The following is a 16,361-nucleotide window of genomic DNA, read 5'->3' as shown; positions in this document are numbered from 1 at the left end:
CGTAGACACGATCGCGGGTGCCGGGTTCGGTCGGCCCGAATCGAGTTGCTTCTGCAATGCGTGCGGGGGCCGGACCGCACAGCGCTCCGACCCCCGCGTGTCGTCACCTCAGGCGATGCGGATGGTGTTCCAGCTCATCGCGGGCAGCTCGACCGTGATCTTGCCGCCCTCGACCGCCACGGTCTGGTTCTCGACCGGGGTGACCCGGGTCTGGTTCTCCAGGGTGTTCTTCGCGTTCGGGTCCTCGTCGGTCAGCGTCGAGCAGGTGACCGAGCCGATTGAAGCCAGGCCCGCATCGACCTCGAGGGTCATCGGGGTGTTCAGGTCGCGGTTGACCGCGAAGACCGTCACCGAGCCGTCCTCGTTCGCGACCGCGACCGAGTGCAGCGAGGAGACCTCGCCGTACTTGTCGGTCGCGAACCCCGGCGAGTCGGCGTTGACGCGCAGCACCTTGCCCCGGCCGAACTTGCTGGCCTCGGCGAAGGGGAAGAACGTGGTCTGGCGCCACGCGGGTCCGTCAGGCTCGGTCATGATCGGGCCGATGACGTTGACCAGCTGCGCCAGGCATGCGGCCGTGACGCGGTCGGCGCGGCGCAGCAGGGTGATCAGGAGCGACCCGAACACCACCGCGTCCATCGCCGAGTAGTGGTCCTCCAGCTGCCGCGGGGCCTCGACCCACTTGGCGTGCTCCGACTTCTCCCACTCCAGCTGGTACCAGACGTTCCACTCGTCGAAGGAGATGTTGATCTTCTTGTCGCTCTTGAGCTTCGCGCCCACGGCGTCGGCGGTGGCGATGACGCCGTCGATGAACAGCTCCATGTCCTGCGCGCTGGCCATGAAGCTGGGGATGTCGCCGTCACCGGGGTGGTAGTAGGCGTGCGCGGAGATGAAGTCGACCGAGTCGTAGCAGTTGGACAGCACCTCGGCCTCCCACTCGCCGAAGGTCGGCATGCCGCGCGAGGAGGAGCCGCACGCGACCAGGTCGAGCGAGGAGTCGATCATGCGCATCGCGCGCGCCGTCTGGTCGGCGATGCGGCCGTACTCGGTGGCGGTGCGCTGGCCGACCTGCCAGGGCCCGTCCATCTCATTGCCCAGGCACCACAGCTTGATGCCGTAGGGGTCCTCGTCGCCGTGCGAGCGGCGCAGGTCGGACAGGGCCGTGCCGGAGGGGTGGTTGGCGTACTCCATGAGGTCGAGCGCCGCTTCGATGCCGCGGGTGCCGAGGTTGACGGCCATGTTCGGCTCGACGCCGGTGGCGCGGCAGAACTTCATGAACTCGCTGAGCCCGAACTGGTTGGTCTCGGTGACGCCCCAAGCCAGGTCGAGGCGGCGGGGGCGCTCCTCCTTGGGGCCGACCGAGTCCTCCCAGCGGAAGCCGGAGACGAAGTTGCCGCCGGGGTAGCGGATCATGGTCGGGCCCAGTTCGCGCACCAATTCCAGCACGTCCTGGCGGAGGCCGTCGGCGTCGGCGGTCGGGTGGCCGGGCTCGTAGATGCCGGTGTAGACACATCGGCCCAGGTGCTCGACGAAGGAGCCGAACAGCCGATCGGGCACCTCGGCGACGGTGAATCGGGGATCGAACTCGATGCGGGCTTGGTGGTGCTGCGCCATTGCTGCCTCTCAGGGGAATCGTGACCGCATCCGGAGCGTGGATCACCGGGTGACAGCCGACTTTATCGGTAAAGGTCAGCGATATCCTACAGGGCCGCGGCCGTCGACGCACGGGCCACCAGTTCGGGCTGGAACACCACGTTGCGGTGGGTGTGGTCCTCGCCCTCGGCGATCTCGTCGAACAGCAGCTGGGCGGCGGTGCGGCCCAACTGGGAGCGGGGCTGGCGGACCGAGGAGAGCGGGACGGCCGCCGCGGCGGCGAAGTCGATGTCGTCATAGCCGATGATCGCGCACTCCTCGGGCACCTTGACGCCGTGCATGGTCAGCCCCTGGAGCGCCCCGAGGGCGACCAGGTCGTTGGCGCAGAAGACCGCCGTGGGCACCTCGGGCAGGCCCAGCATCTGCTCGATCGCCTCGCGTCCACCGGCCACGTTCAGACTCACGGAGGTGAACGCCTCCAGATGGATCCCGGCCTCCTCGCAGACCGCGCGGCAGCCGGCCAGGCGGTCGCCGACCTGGGGGATCGCGATCGGGCCGCCGATGAACGCGATCGAGGTGTGGCCGCGCTCGACCAGGTGGGCGGCGGCCGTGCGCCCGCCGTAGACGTCGTCCACGGCCACCGAGCAGTGCGGGTGCTGGCCGGCGCCGCGGTCGACCAGGACCACCGGGATGTCATGGGCCGTCAGGCGTTCCAGCCGCTCCGACGAGGAGCCGTCGACGGGGGTGATGAGCAGCCCGAGCACCCGCTGCTCTTCCAGGATCTCCAGGTGGCGCTGCTCGCGGTGCACGTCCTCGCCCGAGTCGCACACGGTTACGACCCCGCCGGCCGAGTCGACCAGCGGTTCGGCCCCGCGCACGACGTCGGTGAAGAACGGGTTCGCCACGTCGAGCACGACGATCGCGACGTTGCGGCTGCGTCCGGCCCGCAACTGCCGGGCCGAGTCGTTGCGGACGTACCCGAGTTTGGCGATCGCGGTCTGGACCCGGCGGCGGGTCTCCTCGGCGACGGCCTCGGGCCGGTTGAGCACGTTCGAAACCGTCCCGACCGACACGCCCGCGGCGCGCGCGACGTCTTTCATGCTGGTTGTGGTCATCGTCACCTCATGAGTCTATGCAGGTTCCGCACCCGGTTCGCAAGCGTCGCCGGGCGGGCGCCTTCGGCGGGTGGGCGAAGGGGGCCGAATCCGCATCCACCCGGTTTGCCTCGTCCGCCTTGCCCTACGTTGGACGGGGTGAGATCCCGACCGGCCGCGAGGCGTGTTGAGTCGTTTCAACCCAAGACGGACAGCCAGTGGAGCATAACCCGAAGGGTGCCCGAATTTTTACCGGGCGAGCACTTGACAGGCCTGGATAACGCCATCTATGTTAACGAAAACCCCCGATGAAACGATTCAAAAACGTGGCCGCAACACCGCGGCCGCTACCGCTGGGAGGAACCCCCGTGACACAGCGTGTGTGCTTCACCCTCCGGGTGCGACCCGAACGCCTCGACGAATACCGCCGCCGCCACGCGGCGGTGTGGCCCGACATGCTTCGGGCCCTGGCCGAGACCGGATGGAGCAACTACTCGCTCTTTTTGGACGATGACGGACTCCTGGTGGGCTACTTCGAAACCGAGGACTACCAGGCCGCTCTCGACGGCATGGCCGAGCGAGAGGTCAACGCCCGCTGGCAGGCCGAGATGGCCCCGTTCTTCGAGAACACCGGCGGGGCCGCGGCGGATGAATCGTTCAATGTGATCGCTGAGGTCTTCCACCTGGAGGACCAACTGGCGGCGGTAGACGGCGAAGGAGCCTCGAAGTGAGTGAACGGATCGAGTCGGCGAAACAGGTTCTGGCGAGCCAGAACATCGAGACCCCCTCGTGGGCCTTCGGGAACTCCGGCACCAGGTTCAAGGTCTTCGCCCAGCAGGGGGTGCCGCGCGACCCGTTCGAGAAGCTGGCCGACGCCGCCCAGGTGCACCGCTTCACCGGCACGGCAGGTTCGGTCGCCCTCCACATTCCCTGGGACAAGGTCGAGGACTACGCCGCCCTGGCCGCGCACGCCGCCGAGCAGGGCGTGCGCATCGGGACGATCAACTCGAACACGTTCCAGGACGACGACTTCATGCTCGGCAGCGTCTGCCACCCCGACCCCGGGGTGCGCCGCAAGGCCACCGACCACCTGCTCGAATGCGTCGACATCATGGACGCGACGGGGTCTGCCGACCTGAAACTGTGGTTCGCCGACGGCACCAACTACCCCGGCCAGGACTCGATCGCCGACCGCCAGGACCGCCTCGCCGAGGTCCTGTCCGAGGTGTACGGCCGGCTCGGGGAGGACCAGCGGCTCCTGCTGGAGTACAAGCTGTTCGAGCCGTCCTTTTACCACACCGACGTCCCCGACTGGGGCACCGCGTACGCGCACTGCACCGAGCTCGGCCCCAAGGCGCAGGTCGTCATCGACACCGGCCACCACGCCCCCGGCACGAACATCGAGTTCATCGTCGCGTTCCTGCTCCGCCAGGGCCGGCTCGGCGGCTTCGACTTCAACTCGCGCTTCTACGCCGACGACGACCTCATGGTCGGCTCGGCCGACCCGTTCCAGCTGTTCAGAATCCTGCACGAGCTGGCGCTGCGCGAGGCGATCGGCCCGTCCTCGGGCATCGCCTACATGCTCGACCAGTGCCACAACATCGAGCCGAAGATCCCCGCGGTCATCCGCTCGGTCATGAACGTCCAGGAGGCCACCGCCAAGGCGCTGCTGGTCGACCGGGCCGCCCTCGAAGCCGCCCAGACTTCGGGAGACGTGCTGGGCGCCAACGCCGTGCTGATGGACGCCTACAACACCGACGTGCGCGCCCTGCTGTCCGACCTGCGTGTCGAACAGGGCCTCGACCCCGACCCGATGGCCGCCTACGCCGCCTCCGGGTACGCCGACGACATCAAGAGCAACCGCCAGGGCGGCCAAGCCGCCGGCTGGGGCGCCTGAGCGGGCCCGCCGCCCCGAGCCATCCAGTCCGACCGCCAGCCCCGAATCGGAGTAGACGCAGCATGACATCGAATCCCGTCGCCGACCTCATTGACCGCTCCAACCGCCTCGGCGCCGACAAGCGCAATACCAACTTCGCCGGTGGCAACACCTCCGCGAAGGGCACCGAGACCGACCCGGTCACCGGGGATGCCGTCGACCTGTTGTGGGTCAAGGGCTCCGGCGGCGACCTCGGCACCCTGAGGCCCGAAGGACTCGCCGTGCTGCGACTCGACCGGCTGCGTTCGATGGTCGGCACCTACCCCGGCGCCCTGGCCGAGGACGAAATGGTCGCCCGCTTCGACTACTGCCTGCACGGCAGGGGAGGAGCGGCTCCCTCCATCGACACGGCCATGCACGGACTGGTCGACGCGGCGCACGTCGACCACCTCCACCCCGACTCCGGCATCGCCTTCGCCACCGCCGCCGACGGCCCCGCGCTGACCAAGGAGTGCTTCGGCGACCGGGTCGCGTGGGTTCCATGGCGTCGCCCGGGATTCCAGCTGGGCCTGGACATCGCACAGATCAAACGCGAGAACCCGCAGGCGATCGGCTGCATCCTCGGCGGACACGGCATCACCGCCTGGGGCGCGACTTCCGAGGAGTGCGAAGCGAACTCCCTGGAGATCATCCGCGGCTGCGAGGCGTACCTCGCCGAGCACGGGACCCCCGCGCCCTTCGGCGCGCCGGTCGCGAAGTGGGGCGCGCTGGAGCCGTCCGTCCGCGCCGAGCGGGCCGCCGCCCTGGCCCCGATCGTCCGCGGCCTGGTCTCCCACGATCGTCGCCAGGTCGGCCACTTCACGGACGCCGAGGAGGTCCTGGCCTTCCTCGGCACCGAGCGGATGCCCGAACTCGCCGCGCTCGGCACCTCCTGCCCGGACCACTTCCTGCGCACGAAGGTCCGGCCGCTGGTCCTGGAGACCGCCGCCGACGCGCCCCTGGACGAGGTCATCGAACACCTCAAGGAGCGCCACGCCGCATATAGAGAGGACTACCGCGCCTACTACGAGCGCTACGCCGAGACGGCATCGCCCGCAATGCGGGGCGCGGACCCGGCCATCGTGCTCGTCCCCGGCGTCGGCATGTTCTCCTTCGGCGCCGACAAGAAGACCGCACGCGTCGCGGGCGAGTTCTATGTCAACGCCATCAACGTGATGCGCGGCGCCGAGGCGATCTCGACGTACCAGCCGATCGCCGAGTCCGAGAAGTTCCGCATCGAGTACTGGGCACTCGAAGAGGCCAAGCTCCAGCGGCTGCCCAAACCCAAGCCCCTGGCCGGGCGCGTCGCGTTCGTGACCGGCGCCGCCGGCGGCATCGGCAAGGCCATCGCCACCCGTCTCGCCTCCGAGGGCGCCTGCGTCGTCATCGCCGACCTCGATGCTGACAAGGCCGGGGCCGCGGCCGCCGAGGTCGGCAACGCCGACGTCGCCGCCTCAGTCGCCTGCAACGTCACCGACGAAACCGCCGTCGCCGCTGCGATCGGCAAGGCCGCCTTGGCCTTCGGCGGGATCGACCTGGTCGTCAACAATGCCGGCCTGTCGCTGTCCAAGCCGCTGACCGAGACCACCGCCGCCGACTGGGACCTCCAGCACGACGTCATGGCCAAGGGCTCCTTCCTCGTCGCCCGAGAGAGCGCCCGCCACATGATCGCCCAGGGACTCGGCGGCGACATCGTTTACATCGCCTCCAAGAACTCGGTCTTCGCCGGCCCCAAGAACATCGCCTACTCCGCGGCCAAGGCCGACCAGGCCCACCAGGTGCGGCTCCTCGCCGCCGAACTGGGGGAGCACGGCATCCGCGTCAACGGCGTCAACCCCGACGGGGTCGTGCGCGGCTCGGGCATCTTCGCCGGAGGCTGGGGCGCCGAACGCGCCGCGGTCTACGGCGTCAAGGAAGAAGAGCTCGGCCAGTACTACGCCGGACGCACCCTCCTGAAGAAAGAGGTGCTGCCCGCCTCCGTCGCTGACGCCGTCTACGCCCTCGTCGGCCCCGACCTCGGCCTCACCACCGGCGTCCACATCCCCGTCGACTCGGGCAATCCCCAGGGGTTCCTCCGATGAGTCCGCACCCGACACCGCTACCGCCGGCCGCGCGAGCGCCGCGCACTCGCGCAGCCGTCCCGGACGGCCGCGCTCGCGGCTTCCTGGTCCGGCGCGCATGCGACGCGCCGGCCGTGCGCGTCGCGCGCTCCGGACCCGAATACCGCACCGTTGAGGCGGGCGCCCATGAATAACGTGCTCGTCGCTGTCGACCTCGGAGCCTCCTCGGGCCGGGTCATGGCCGCCACCGTCGCCGACGACCGCATCGCCCTGCGCGAGGTCGCCCGATTCCCCAACCGCGCCGTCGAACTCGCCGGACGCCTCCACTGGGACCTGCTCGGACTGTGGTCGAGCATCCTCGAAGGACTCGGCGAACTCGGCGAGGTCCGCGCCATCGGCGTCGACTCCTGGGCCGTCGACTACGGCCTCATCGACGCTGACGGCCACCTCCTCTCCACCCCGGTCGCCTACCGCGACGCCAGGAACGCCCAGGCGAAGGAAGCCGTCCTCGCCCGCACCGGCGCCGGCGACCTGTTCGCCACCACCGGCATCCAACCCCAACCGTTCAACACCCTCTTCCAACTCGCCGCCGAACGCCCCGCGACCCTCGCGGCGGCCGACCGGGCCCTCCTCATACCCGACCTCATCGCCTACTGGCTCACCGGCAACCGCGCCTGCGAGGCCACCAACGCCTCCACCACCGGCATGGTCGACCAGGCCACCGGCACCTGGTCCGCCGAGCTGTGCGCCCTCGCCGGCATCGAACCCGACCTGCTCGGCGACATCACCCCCACCGGCACCGTCCTCGGCCACCTCACCGACGCCGCCGCGGCCCGGACCCGCCTCGACAGCGACACCCGCGTCATCGCCACCGCCAGCCACGACACCGCCGCCGCCGTCGCCGCCGTCCCCTACGAGACCGACCACGCCGCCTACATCTCCTGCGGCACCTGGTCCCTCGTCGGCTGCGAACGCACCGAACCGATCCTCACCCCCGAGGCACTCGACGCCGGATTCACCAACGAACGCGGCGCCGACGGCACGATCCGCTTCCTGCGCAACATCGCCGGACTCTGGCTCCTCAACGAGTCCCGCAGCACCTGGCAGCGCCAATGCCTCGACATCGACCTCGCCGACCTCATCAAGGCCGCCGCCGAGACCGAGCGCCTGCGCTCCGTCGTCGACCCCGACGACCCGGCCTTCGCCGAACCCGGCGACATGCCCGCGCGCATTCGCGCCTACTGCGAGCGCACCGGCCAGCGAGTCCCGGACTCTTACATCGACATCACCTCCTGCATCCTCGACTCCCTCGCGCTGGCACACCGCCGCGCCATCGCCAGCCTCGAGGCCCTGACCGGCCAGGAGGTCGACGTCGTCCACATCGTCGGCGGCGGCTCCAACAACGAGCTGCTGTGCCAGCTCACCGCCGACGCCACCGGCCGAGTCGTCCTCGCCGGCCCCGACGAGGCCACCGCCCTCGGCAACGCCCTCGTCCAGGCCCAGGCGACCGGCCTGATCGCCCCCGGCACCGAGGCCCGGCGGACGGCCGCCCGCGCCTCCGCCCGGCCCCGCCGCTACCTGCCCCAAGGCTCCACGGGCCCTTGGGAACAGGCCGCGGCTCGACTCCCTTGACCCCTCCGGCCGCCTCTAGCGGACCAACTCAATGGAACACCGGAGCAACTGAATAGCACCTGAAGCCAACTGAAGAGATCCTGAAGGCCCGCGACTGCGGGACCCCTCTGTAACAAGGAGAGCATCAACGATGATTCGCAATCCCATCCGCGCCCGGCGCCGGACCCTCCTCACCGGAGCCGCCGCTGCCGCGACGCTCGGCGCCACCGCCGCGTGCGGTGACGACGGGCCCGCCGGCACCGCCGACGACCCCATCACCATCAGCTTCGAATGGTGGGGCGACGCGGTTCGCGCCGAGATCACCCAGGAGGCCATCGACCTCTTCCAGGAGAAGAACGAGGGCATCAAGGTCAAGACCAACTTCGCGGACTTCCCGGTGTACTGGGAGGGCATGACCACCCGCATGGCGTCCCAGGACCTGCCCGACGTCTTCCAGATGGACTACTCGCGGCTGCTCCAGTTCGCCGACAGCAGCCTGCTCCTGCCCCTCGACGGCGTGGTCGAAACGTCCGACTACCGCGAGGGCTACCTCGACACCTGCTACGTCAACGATGAACTCGTCGCGGTCCCCGCGGCCGGCAACACGCTCGGCCTGCTCTACCGCACCGACCTGTTCGAGCAGCACGGCATCGCGGCCCCGGCCGCGGGCGACACGTGGGAGGACTACCACGCCGCCATGACCGCGCTGACCGAGAAGCTCGGCGGCGACGGCGAATGGGGCGGTGGCGACTACGCCGGTCAGTACCACTTCATGGAGCTGTGGCTGCGCCAGCAGGGCGGCACCTTCTTCGCCGAAGACGGTTCGGCCCTCGCCTTCGACCAGGCCCAGCTGACCGACTGGTGGTCCAAGTGCAAGCCGCTCCACGACTCGGGCGCGCTCCCCCCGATCGAGACCACCATCGAATGGGAGGTCGACGGCCTCGCCATGGGCGCCATCGCCTCCGAGATCGGCTGGGACAACTTCCTGGCCTGGCACGCACCGGGCGTCGAAGAACTCGGCGGCACCGTGGGCCTCGCCGCGCCCCCCTCGGACGACCCGGAGAACCTGGGCCTCTACCTCAAACCGTCCATGCAGCTGGTCATCTCCGGCACCTCGGAGTACAGCGAGCAGGGCGCCAAACTGATCGACTTCTTCATGACCGACCCGGAGGCCATTGCGATCCTCGGCACCAACCGCGGCATCCCGGCCACCAACGTCGGCCTGGAGAACGTCGAGCTGGACCCGTACTCGCAGGCCGTCCTCGACTACGAGACGAGCGTCGAGCAGTACCTGACCAGCCCGCCCCCGGCCCCGCCGGCCGCCACCGGCGCCATCGAGGTCAAGTTCGGTGAGATCTACGAGCAGGTCCGCTTCGGCGAGATGACCCCGGACGAGGCCGCGGGCCAGTTCTTCACCGAGGCCGAGACCCTGCTCGCGGCCGAGCAGTAGACCACCACGACGGACGAGGAAACCAACCGTGTCAGCGTCTCCACCCACCACCGCCCCGCCCGCTAAGGGCGCGGGCGGTGCGACCGGAGCGCCACCGACGCGGACGAGCCGAGGTGCGGCCAAGCGCCGCGCCTCGGCCCTCCGCGGCGGCGAGCGCCTCGCCGGTTACACCTTCATGGCCCCCTGGCTCATCGGCACCGCGGTGCTCACCATCGGTCCGATGCTGTGGTCGCTCTACCTGTCCTTCACCGACTACCACCTCATCCGCGGCGGCGACTTCGTCGGCCTGGCGAACTACACCGCGATCTTCGACGATCCGATGTTCGCCCGCGCCGTCAAGGTCACCCTGCTGTACGTGGTGCTCGCCGTGCCGATCAAGCTCGTCGCGTCCCTCGCGGTCGCGATGCTCCTGGCCCAGAACCGCCGCGGCATGGGCTTCTACCGGGCCGCGTTCTACATGCCCTCGCTCATCGCCATGAGCGTCGGCATCGCCATCGTCTGGAAGGCCCTGTTCTCCCAGAACGGCCCCCAGGACAAGTTCATGAGCATGTTCGGCTGGGACGGCGGCGGATTCATCGGCAACCCGTCGGTGTCGATCGTCATGCTCGTCCTGCTGAGCGTGTGGACCTTCGGCGCGCCGATGGTCATCTTCCTGGCCGGCCTCATGCAGGTCCCCCAGGAGCTCTACGAAGCGGCCGACGTCGACGGCGCCAGCAAATGGGAGAAGTTCAAGAACATCACCATCCCAATGCTCTCGCCGGTCATCTTCTTCAACGTGCTCATGGAGACCGTCCACGCCTTCCAGCTGTTCGGCCCCGCCTACATCATCGGCGGCGACTCCGGCGCCCCCGCATGGTCGACGCTGTTCTACACGGTGCGCATCTACACGCTCGCGTTCACCGACTTCCGCATGGGTTACGCCTCGGCCTGGGCCTGGGTCCTGGTGCTTGCGGTCGGCATCGTCACGCTGATCATGTTCCGCGCCGCCGGACAGCTCGTCTACTACGCAGGGGAGGACAACAAGTGAGCATCAAACTCGCGGACGGCCGCGTCATACCAAGGCGCGAACGCACCACCTCCGAACGCGTCAGGTCGGCCGTCTGGCACCTGTCCCTTCTGGCCGTGCTCGCCGTCGTCCTCTACCCGGCCGTGTGGGTGATCGCCGCGTCCCTCAAGGGCACGACCGACATCATCACCGACACCTCGCTGATCCCCGACCCCGTCACCTGGGACAACTTCAGGAGCGCCTTCGGGGGCCTCACCGGCATCCCGCTGTGGCGGTTCTTCTGGAACTCCACCGTCATCGCCTCCCTGTCGGTCATCGGCATCGTGATGTCCTGCTCGATCACCGCATACGCCCTGGGCCGCCTGGAGTTCCCCGGCCGCAAAGCCATGTTCGCCGTCGTGATCTCCACGCTCCTGCTGCCCGGCCAGGTCATGCTCATCCCGCAGTACCTCATCTTCAGCGAACTGAACATGGTCAACACCATCACCCCGCTGGTCATCGGGAAGTTCCTGGCCCTGGACGCGTTCTTCGTGTTCCTCTACATCCAGTTCCTGCGCGGCATCCCCCGAGAACTGGACCAGGCCGCGAAGATCGACGGCGCCGGACACTTCCGGATCTTCTTCTCGATCATGCTGCCGCTCATGCGGCCCGCGATCGTCACCTCCGCGATCTTCACCTTCATCTGGTCGTGGAACGACTTCATGGGCCCGCTGATCTACCTGCACGAGATCGACAAGTTCCCGCTGCCCCGACTCCTCCAGTCCTACAACAACTCCGAGGGCATCTCGAACTACGGCGGCATGATGGCCATGACGCTCCTGTCGCTGGTCCCCGTGGTGCTGTTCTTCCTGGTCTTCCAGAAGTTCCTCATCAAGGGCATCGCCACCTCGGGCGTCAAGGGCTAGACCATGGTGACGAGGGAGCAGACAGTGCGCCGACGCAAAGTCCGCAGCCGGGGCCGCCGCACGCCCGGCCAATGGTCGACCCAGTTCGCGCTCTTCGCCGAGTGCCTGCTGACCGGCGTGTGGTTCACCGTCGCGGCGCTGCCGATCGTGACGGTCCCGGCCGCGCTGGCCGCGTCCGCGAGACACCTGTCGGCGTTCGTCGACGGCACTCCCTCGTCCCTCGGCGACTTCGTCGGCGATCTGCGCACCGCGGTCAGGGAGGGCTGGCGGGCCGGGGCGGCCGTCATCGGCTGCGCCGCACTGCTGGCCCTCGACCTGGCGGTGCTCGCGCAGGAGGGCGTCCCGGGCCGAAGCCAGATGGCCCTGCTGACGCTGATGGTCACCGCGCTCGCGGCGACGGTGCTGCTGCGGGCGGCGGCCGCGTGGGAGCCCGGCGAGAACTGGCGGGGCCTGTTCGCAGTCGCCGTGGACGACACCAGGCGCGATCTGAGCGGCACCGGCATCCTGTTGGGGGGCTTGGCGGTCCTGCTTGCGTGCATGTGGGCGCTGCCGATCCTGTTCATGCCGATGAGCGGGTGCGTGGTCGGCGCGGCGGTGGCGGTCCGCCGGCGCCGCTTGCACCGGACGGAGGGATGAGCCGGAGCGAGAGCGTTGCCCTGCCAGGGGAGTAGGTGCGACTCATGCTCAAGTAGGACGGTATTCCTTCCAGCGAAGGTGGTCGATGCTTGCTAGCGTGAGAGGCATCCATTCCCTGGAGGTAGCCATGTCCCAATCGCTTCAACCCCCAACCAGACCGCCTCGCCCCGGCTCCGTCACGGTCGCCGTGTGGCTCCAGATCCTCCTCGCCGTCGCATTGGTCGTCTCGGCGATCGTCGGCGCGGTCTACGGCGCCGACGCCGAAGCGGCCTTCGAGGCCGAGCTGGCCAGCCAGGGTCTGGAGATAGCCGACCTGCCCGACGACTCGCAGAACGACTTCGGCGGCGGCGCGGGCATGTACACCACCCTCGTGGTGGCCCTCGGCCTGCTCACCCTGGGACTCCTCAACGGCGCCGGCAAGCGCCCGGCCCGCATCATCACCTGGGTCATCCAGCCGCTGGTGCTCGTCTGCGGCGGTTTCGCCTTCGCCGGGCAGCTGTTCCTGGGGCCGTTCCTCCAGTGGACGTTCGACAACTCCGGCGAGGAGAACCTGGAGGCCCTCGATGCCGGTGCCCTGGTCGACGCCGCCTTCGCGGCCTTCCCCGCCTGGAGCGTCGCAGTCGACTGGGCCGTCGTCCTGCTGGCGACCCTCGGCTCGCTCCTGGTGATCATCCTGCTGGCAGTGCCCTCCGCCAATGCGTTCTTCCGCAAGCCGGAACAGCGTATGGACATCCCGGGTGCGCCCCCGCAATAGCCCTGAGGGACAACCACAACCCGGACCGGTACATCGGTCCGGGTTGTTTCCTATCACGTTTTTAACTAAAGATATATTGACTTCGAGGTTTACAACCTCCTCTATAGACGGCCCGTTGCCAGCCCCAACTCTTCAAAAAGTCGGGCTCCGCCCGTCAGCTACCGATCAACAGCCCGTCATTTTGGGAATACAGTGTCGTACCCCTGAGGCTAGAATCGCTGTACACCCACCGAACCGACGTCGAACCGCACCGCGTCCGCGAACCTCGCGGGCGAGAGGAGACCGAGAAGGCTCGATCGAGCCACCGAGAGGACCGCCTTGAGCAAGTCAGCAGCGCCACCCGCCGGCTGGGGCGTATGGACGTGGCCCAACCTGGTCACCGCTGTCCGCCTGCTGGGGATTCCGCTGTTCTGCTATCTCCTGATGGCCACGGAGTACTACTGGCAGGCCGCGGTGGTGCTCGCCGTCGGCGGCGGCACCGACTGGGTCGACGGGCAGATGGCCCGGCGCATGAACCAGGTCTCGAAGCTCGGGCGCCTGCTGGATCCGTTCGTTGACCGGCTCTACATCCTCACCGCGCTGCTGTCGTTGACGTACGTCGGCCTGCTGCCGTGGCTGTTCACTCTGGCGGTGCTGCTGCGCGAAGCCGTCCTGGTGTCCATGGTGCTGGTGCTCCGCTGGCACGGATTCGCGCCGCCGCAAGTGCACTTCCTCGGCAAGTGCGCGACCACGGTGGTGTTCATGTCCTTCCCGGTGCTCGTCATCGCCGGCCTGGTGGCCGACAGCGACTCCTGGGCCAAGCCGCTGGGTTGGGCCCTGGCGTGGTGGGGTCTGGGCCTGTACTGGCTGGCCGCGGTGGTCTACTTGAGGCAGGCGACCGGCCTGATCCGCGGCAAGCACGCCCGCGAGCATGTGACCGCCTGAATAGCACCGGTATCGGCAGCCTTCATCACGCAAGGCACGCCCCGCCGTCGGCGCCCTCTCAGTAGGCGATACGGTCATGTGCGTCCGACCCGCCGATCGGCGGGCTTCTCAGAGGGGAGCACCAGGTGATTCCGGAGGAACTGCGCTATACGGCGGAGCATGAGTGGGTCGAGCAGAGGGAGGGGAATATCGTCCGTATCGGTATTACCGACTTCGCTCAGAGCGCACTCGGCGACGTCGTGTTCGTCCAGCTCCCGGAGGTAGGCGCCGAGGTGAGGACGGAGCAGGTGGTCGGCGAAGTGGAGTCGACCAAGAGCGTCTCTGACGTGTACGCTCCTGTGACCGGTAAGATTTTCGCATGCAATGACAAATTGGCGAAAACCCCGGAATTGGTGAACGACGACCCCTATCAGGCAGGCTGGATGTTCGACATCGAGGTCGAGGATTCCGGCTCGCTCACTGCTTTGCTCAACGCCGATGCGTATGCGAAGCTAACTACGGAGTGACCAGAGGGTCCAGACTTGTAGAAGGTGGCAATCCATGACGCGTTCGAATGATGAGTTCCCTCCGCCGGATGTGACGGCCACGATGAACCTCTCCGCCTTGCAGGAGAGCGGCGAGGTCGACGCGGAGCTGAATTCGGCACGACTGGCAGATTCACTGCCGGCGGGAACCGCGCTGCTGGTAGTCCGCCGTGGACCCAATGCCGGCGCCCGTTTCCTGTTGAACACCGAGGTGACGACCTCCGGACGTCATCCCGATTCAGATATCTTCCTTGACGACGTGACTGTCTCCCGGCGCCACGCCGAGTTTCATCGTGACGCGGTCGGTTTCACCGTCCGCGACGTCGGCAGTCTCAATGGCACTTATGTGAACCGTGAGCGCGTGGAGACCGCGACGCTCGGCAACGGCGACGAAGTGCAGATCGGCAAGTTCCGCCTGGTGTTCATCAGCGGCCCCAAGCCCGCCGCCGCCTGAGCGGCCGCGTTCGAGGCGCCGCCGTGCACCGGCGCAGTGCCGTTCACTCGCTTCGAGTGTCGGTGTATTGCGAGTAGGCTGAGACACAGAGGGACCCGCCTCGGGATCACCCGTGGCGGGTCCGGCATCAGTGGTGACGGCAGCTGTTGGAGGCGAACCGGTGCGGATGATGACCGTAGTCGGGGTCCGCGTGGAACTCCCGAGCAACCAACCGGTAGTCCTCTTGAAAGAGGCCGATGGCAATCGGTACCTGCCGATATGGATCGGCACGGTCGAGGCGGCGGCGATCGCCTACCAGCAGCAGGATGTGCAGCTGTCCCGCCCGCTCACCCATGACCTCATGCGCGATCTGCTCGAAGCACTGGACGCGACGCTGTCGTCGGTGGAGATCACCGAGCTGCGCGAGACGGTCTACTTCGCCGAGCTCGTCTTGAACGACGATCTTCGGGTGTCTTCGCGCTCCTCGGACGCGATCGCGCTCGCGCTGCGCACCGATTCCCCGATCTGGTGCGCCGACGAGGTCCTGGACGAGGCCGGGGTGGTCCTTCCGGACACACAGGAGGACGAAGTGGAGAAGTTCCGCGAGTTCCTCGAAGAGATCAGCCCCGAGGACTTCGGCGAACACCACTGATCTGACCTGCGGCTCTCTACCTGCCGCAACACTGTCGAGCAATTCTCTTGTTCCAGCCATTGTGGTGGCTCCCGGCGTTAGTCTCACCTTCGTAGACAGCCTCACGGCGCGGAGGATGCGATGGATGCCCACAGTGAATCGACCGCTCGAACCACGGTCCCGCCCAGCCAGATCCGGGGTTGGCGCGGCACGGCCGCGTGCCGGGTCGTGGGCATCACCTACCGCCAACTCGATTACTGGGCCCGCACCGGCCTGGTCGAGCCGAGCGTCCGCCGGGCCTCGGGGTCGGGGTCGAACCGCCTCTACTCCTTCCGGGACATCATCGTCCTGAAGGTCATCAAGCGCCTCCTGGACGCCGGGGTCTCGCTCCAGAACATCCGCAAGGCCGTCGAGGCGCTGCGCAGCCGCGGCGTCAAGGACCTGGCGGAGATCACACTCATGTCCGATGGGACGACCGTCTACGAGTGCCGCTCGGCCGGCGAGGTCATCGACCTGCTGCGCGGGGGCCAGGGCGTGTTCGGGATCGCGGTTCGCGCCACGGTCACCGAGGTGATGGGCCGCCTGTCGGCTCTCCCGGGGGAGGCGCCGGTCAAGGCACCGACGCAGTTGCACGTGCCCGACGCGGCGGCTCACATGAGCGAGGTGCCCGGAAGACGGCAATCGGCATCCTGACATACGATGGCGGCAGAGCCGGAAAACCGGGCGGGAGAGATCGTGGGCCTCATGCGCTACACGGCACCGAAGGGGCAAGTCCCTCGCTTCAAACTCTCAGGTACCAGGACCGCCCGGGATTGGCCGCTCTGAAGC

The 16,361-nt window shown here is 68.2% G+C and carries 16 protein-coding genes and 1 riboswitch; of the genes, 14 read left to right on the top strand and 2 right to left on the bottom strand.

The window, feature by feature from the left end; translation table 11 throughout:
• Nucleotides 1-108: 108 nt before the first annotated feature.
• Together arfA and FAB82_RS25485 are read right to left on the bottom strand one after the other, a co-directional pair.
• Entirely contained in the window at nt 109-1,611 is a 1,503-nt protein-coding gene (gene arfA / locus FAB82_RS25490) for an arabinosylfuranosidase ArfA (protein ID WP_136537375.1), read from the bottom strand.
• An 86-nt stretch (nt 1,612-1,697) separates the two neighbouring features.
• A complete protein-coding gene (locus FAB82_RS25485; RefSeq protein WP_136537580.1) occupies nt 1,698-2,705 on the bottom strand; it encodes a LacI family DNA-binding transcriptional regulator in 1,008 nt (335 codons plus the stop codon).
• A gap of 347 nt (nt 2,706-3,052) precedes the next feature.
• Here FAB82_RS25485 and FAB82_RS25480 point away from each other — a divergent pair, with 347 nt between their 5' ends.
• The 14 genes from FAB82_RS25480 (at nt 3,053) to FAB82_RS25415 (ending at nt 16,226) form a co-directional block, all read left to right on the top strand.
• Nucleotides 3,053-3,415, top strand: coding sequence for an L-rhamnose mutarotase (locus tag FAB82_RS25480; protein ID WP_211116859.1), 363 nt, complete (start codon nt 3,053-3,055; stop codon nt 3,413-3,415).
• Nucleotides 3,412-4,581, top strand: a complete 1,170-nt coding sequence (gene rhaI / locus FAB82_RS25475) for an L-rhamnose isomerase (protein ID WP_246039839.1) — start codon at nt 3,412-3,414, stop codon at nt 4,579-4,581. Before FAB82_RS25480 ends, rhaI begins: the two co-directional genes overlap by 4 nt.
• Before the next feature lie 62 nt (nt 4,582-4,643).
• Entirely contained in the window at nt 4,644-6,680 is a 2,037-nt protein-coding gene (locus FAB82_RS25470; protein WP_136537373.1) for a bifunctional aldolase/short-chain dehydrogenase, read from the top strand.
• A gap of 165 nt (nt 6,681-6,845) precedes the next feature.
• Nucleotides 6,846-8,291, top strand: coding sequence for a rhamnulokinase (locus FAB82_RS25465; protein WP_136537372.1), 1,446 nt, complete (start codon nt 6,846-6,848; stop codon nt 8,289-8,291).
• Between the two features lie 130 nt (nt 8,292-8,421).
• Nucleotides 8,422-9,720 carry an ABC transporter substrate-binding protein gene (locus FAB82_RS25460; protein WP_136537371.1) on the top strand — a complete coding sequence of 433 codons (1,299 nt, stop codon included), beginning with the start codon at nt 8,422-8,424 and terminating at the stop codon, nt 9,718-9,720.
• 28 nt (nt 9,721-9,748) lie between these two features.
• Entirely contained in the window at nt 9,749-10,747 is a 999-nt protein-coding gene (locus tag FAB82_RS25455; RefSeq protein ID WP_211116858.1) for a carbohydrate ABC transporter permease, read from the top strand.
• On the top strand, nt 10,744-11,631 hold the full coding sequence (locus FAB82_RS25450) for a carbohydrate ABC transporter permease (protein WP_136537370.1): 888 nt from the start codon (nt 10,744-10,746) through the stop codon (nt 11,629-11,631). The genes FAB82_RS25455 and FAB82_RS25450 overlap by 4 nt, the downstream gene beginning before the upstream one ends.
• A 24-nt stretch (nt 11,632-11,655) precedes the next feature.
• Nucleotides 11,656-12,267, top strand: a complete 612-nt coding sequence (locus FAB82_RS25445; RefSeq protein ID WP_136537369.1) for a hypothetical protein — start codon at nt 11,656-11,658, stop codon at nt 12,265-12,267.
• A gap of 127 nt (nt 12,268-12,394) precedes the next feature.
• Nucleotides 12,395-13,021 (top strand): hypothetical protein, encoded by a 627-nt coding sequence (locus FAB82_RS25440; protein WP_136537368.1) that lies wholly within the window; start codon nt 12,395-12,397, stop codon nt 13,019-13,021.
• A gap of 318 nt (nt 13,022-13,339) precedes the next feature.
• Nucleotides 13,340-13,945: a CDP-alcohol phosphatidyltransferase family protein gene (locus tag FAB82_RS25435; protein ID WP_136537367.1), complete on the top strand. Its 606-nt coding sequence runs from the start codon at nt 13,340-13,342 to the stop codon at nt 13,943-13,945.
• A gap of 125 nt (nt 13,946-14,070) precedes the next feature.
• The gene (gene gcvH / locus FAB82_RS25430; RefSeq protein WP_136537366.1) at nt 14,071-14,451 is read left to right on the top strand and encodes a glycine cleavage system protein GcvH; all 381 of its coding nucleotides are present in this window, start codon (nt 14,071-14,073) and stop codon (nt 14,449-14,451) included.
• Between the two features lie 34 nt (nt 14,452-14,485).
• The gene (locus FAB82_RS25425; RefSeq protein ID WP_136537365.1) at nt 14,486-14,923 is read left to right on the top strand and encodes an FHA domain-containing protein; all 438 of its coding nucleotides are present in this window, start codon (nt 14,486-14,488) and stop codon (nt 14,921-14,923) included.
• 160 nt (nt 14,924-15,083) lie between these two features.
• Nucleotides 15,084-15,554 carry a bifunctional nuclease family protein gene (locus tag FAB82_RS25420; RefSeq protein WP_136537364.1) on the top strand — a complete coding sequence of 157 codons (471 nt, stop codon included), beginning with the start codon at nt 15,084-15,086 and terminating at the stop codon, nt 15,552-15,554.
• A gap of 120 nt (nt 15,555-15,674) precedes the next feature.
• On the top strand, nt 15,675-16,226 hold the full coding sequence (locus FAB82_RS25415; RefSeq protein ID WP_136537363.1) for a MerR family transcriptional regulator: 552 nt from the start codon (nt 15,675-15,677) through the stop codon (nt 16,224-16,226).
• Between the two features lie 21 nt (nt 16,227-16,247).
• Nucleotides 16,248-16,348, top strand: a riboswitch (glycine riboswitch).
• The last annotated feature ends 13 nt before the right edge of the window (nt 16,349-16,361 follow it).

Origin of the sequence: Glycomyces buryatensis, assembly GCF_004912275.1 — a bacterium.
Taxonomy (GTDB): Bacteria; Actinomycetota; Actinomycetes; order Mycobacteriales; family Micromonosporaceae; genus Glycomyces; species Glycomyces buryatensis.
Note: the sequence above shows the minus strand (reverse complement) of the source record. Positions and strands in the feature narration are given on the sequence as shown.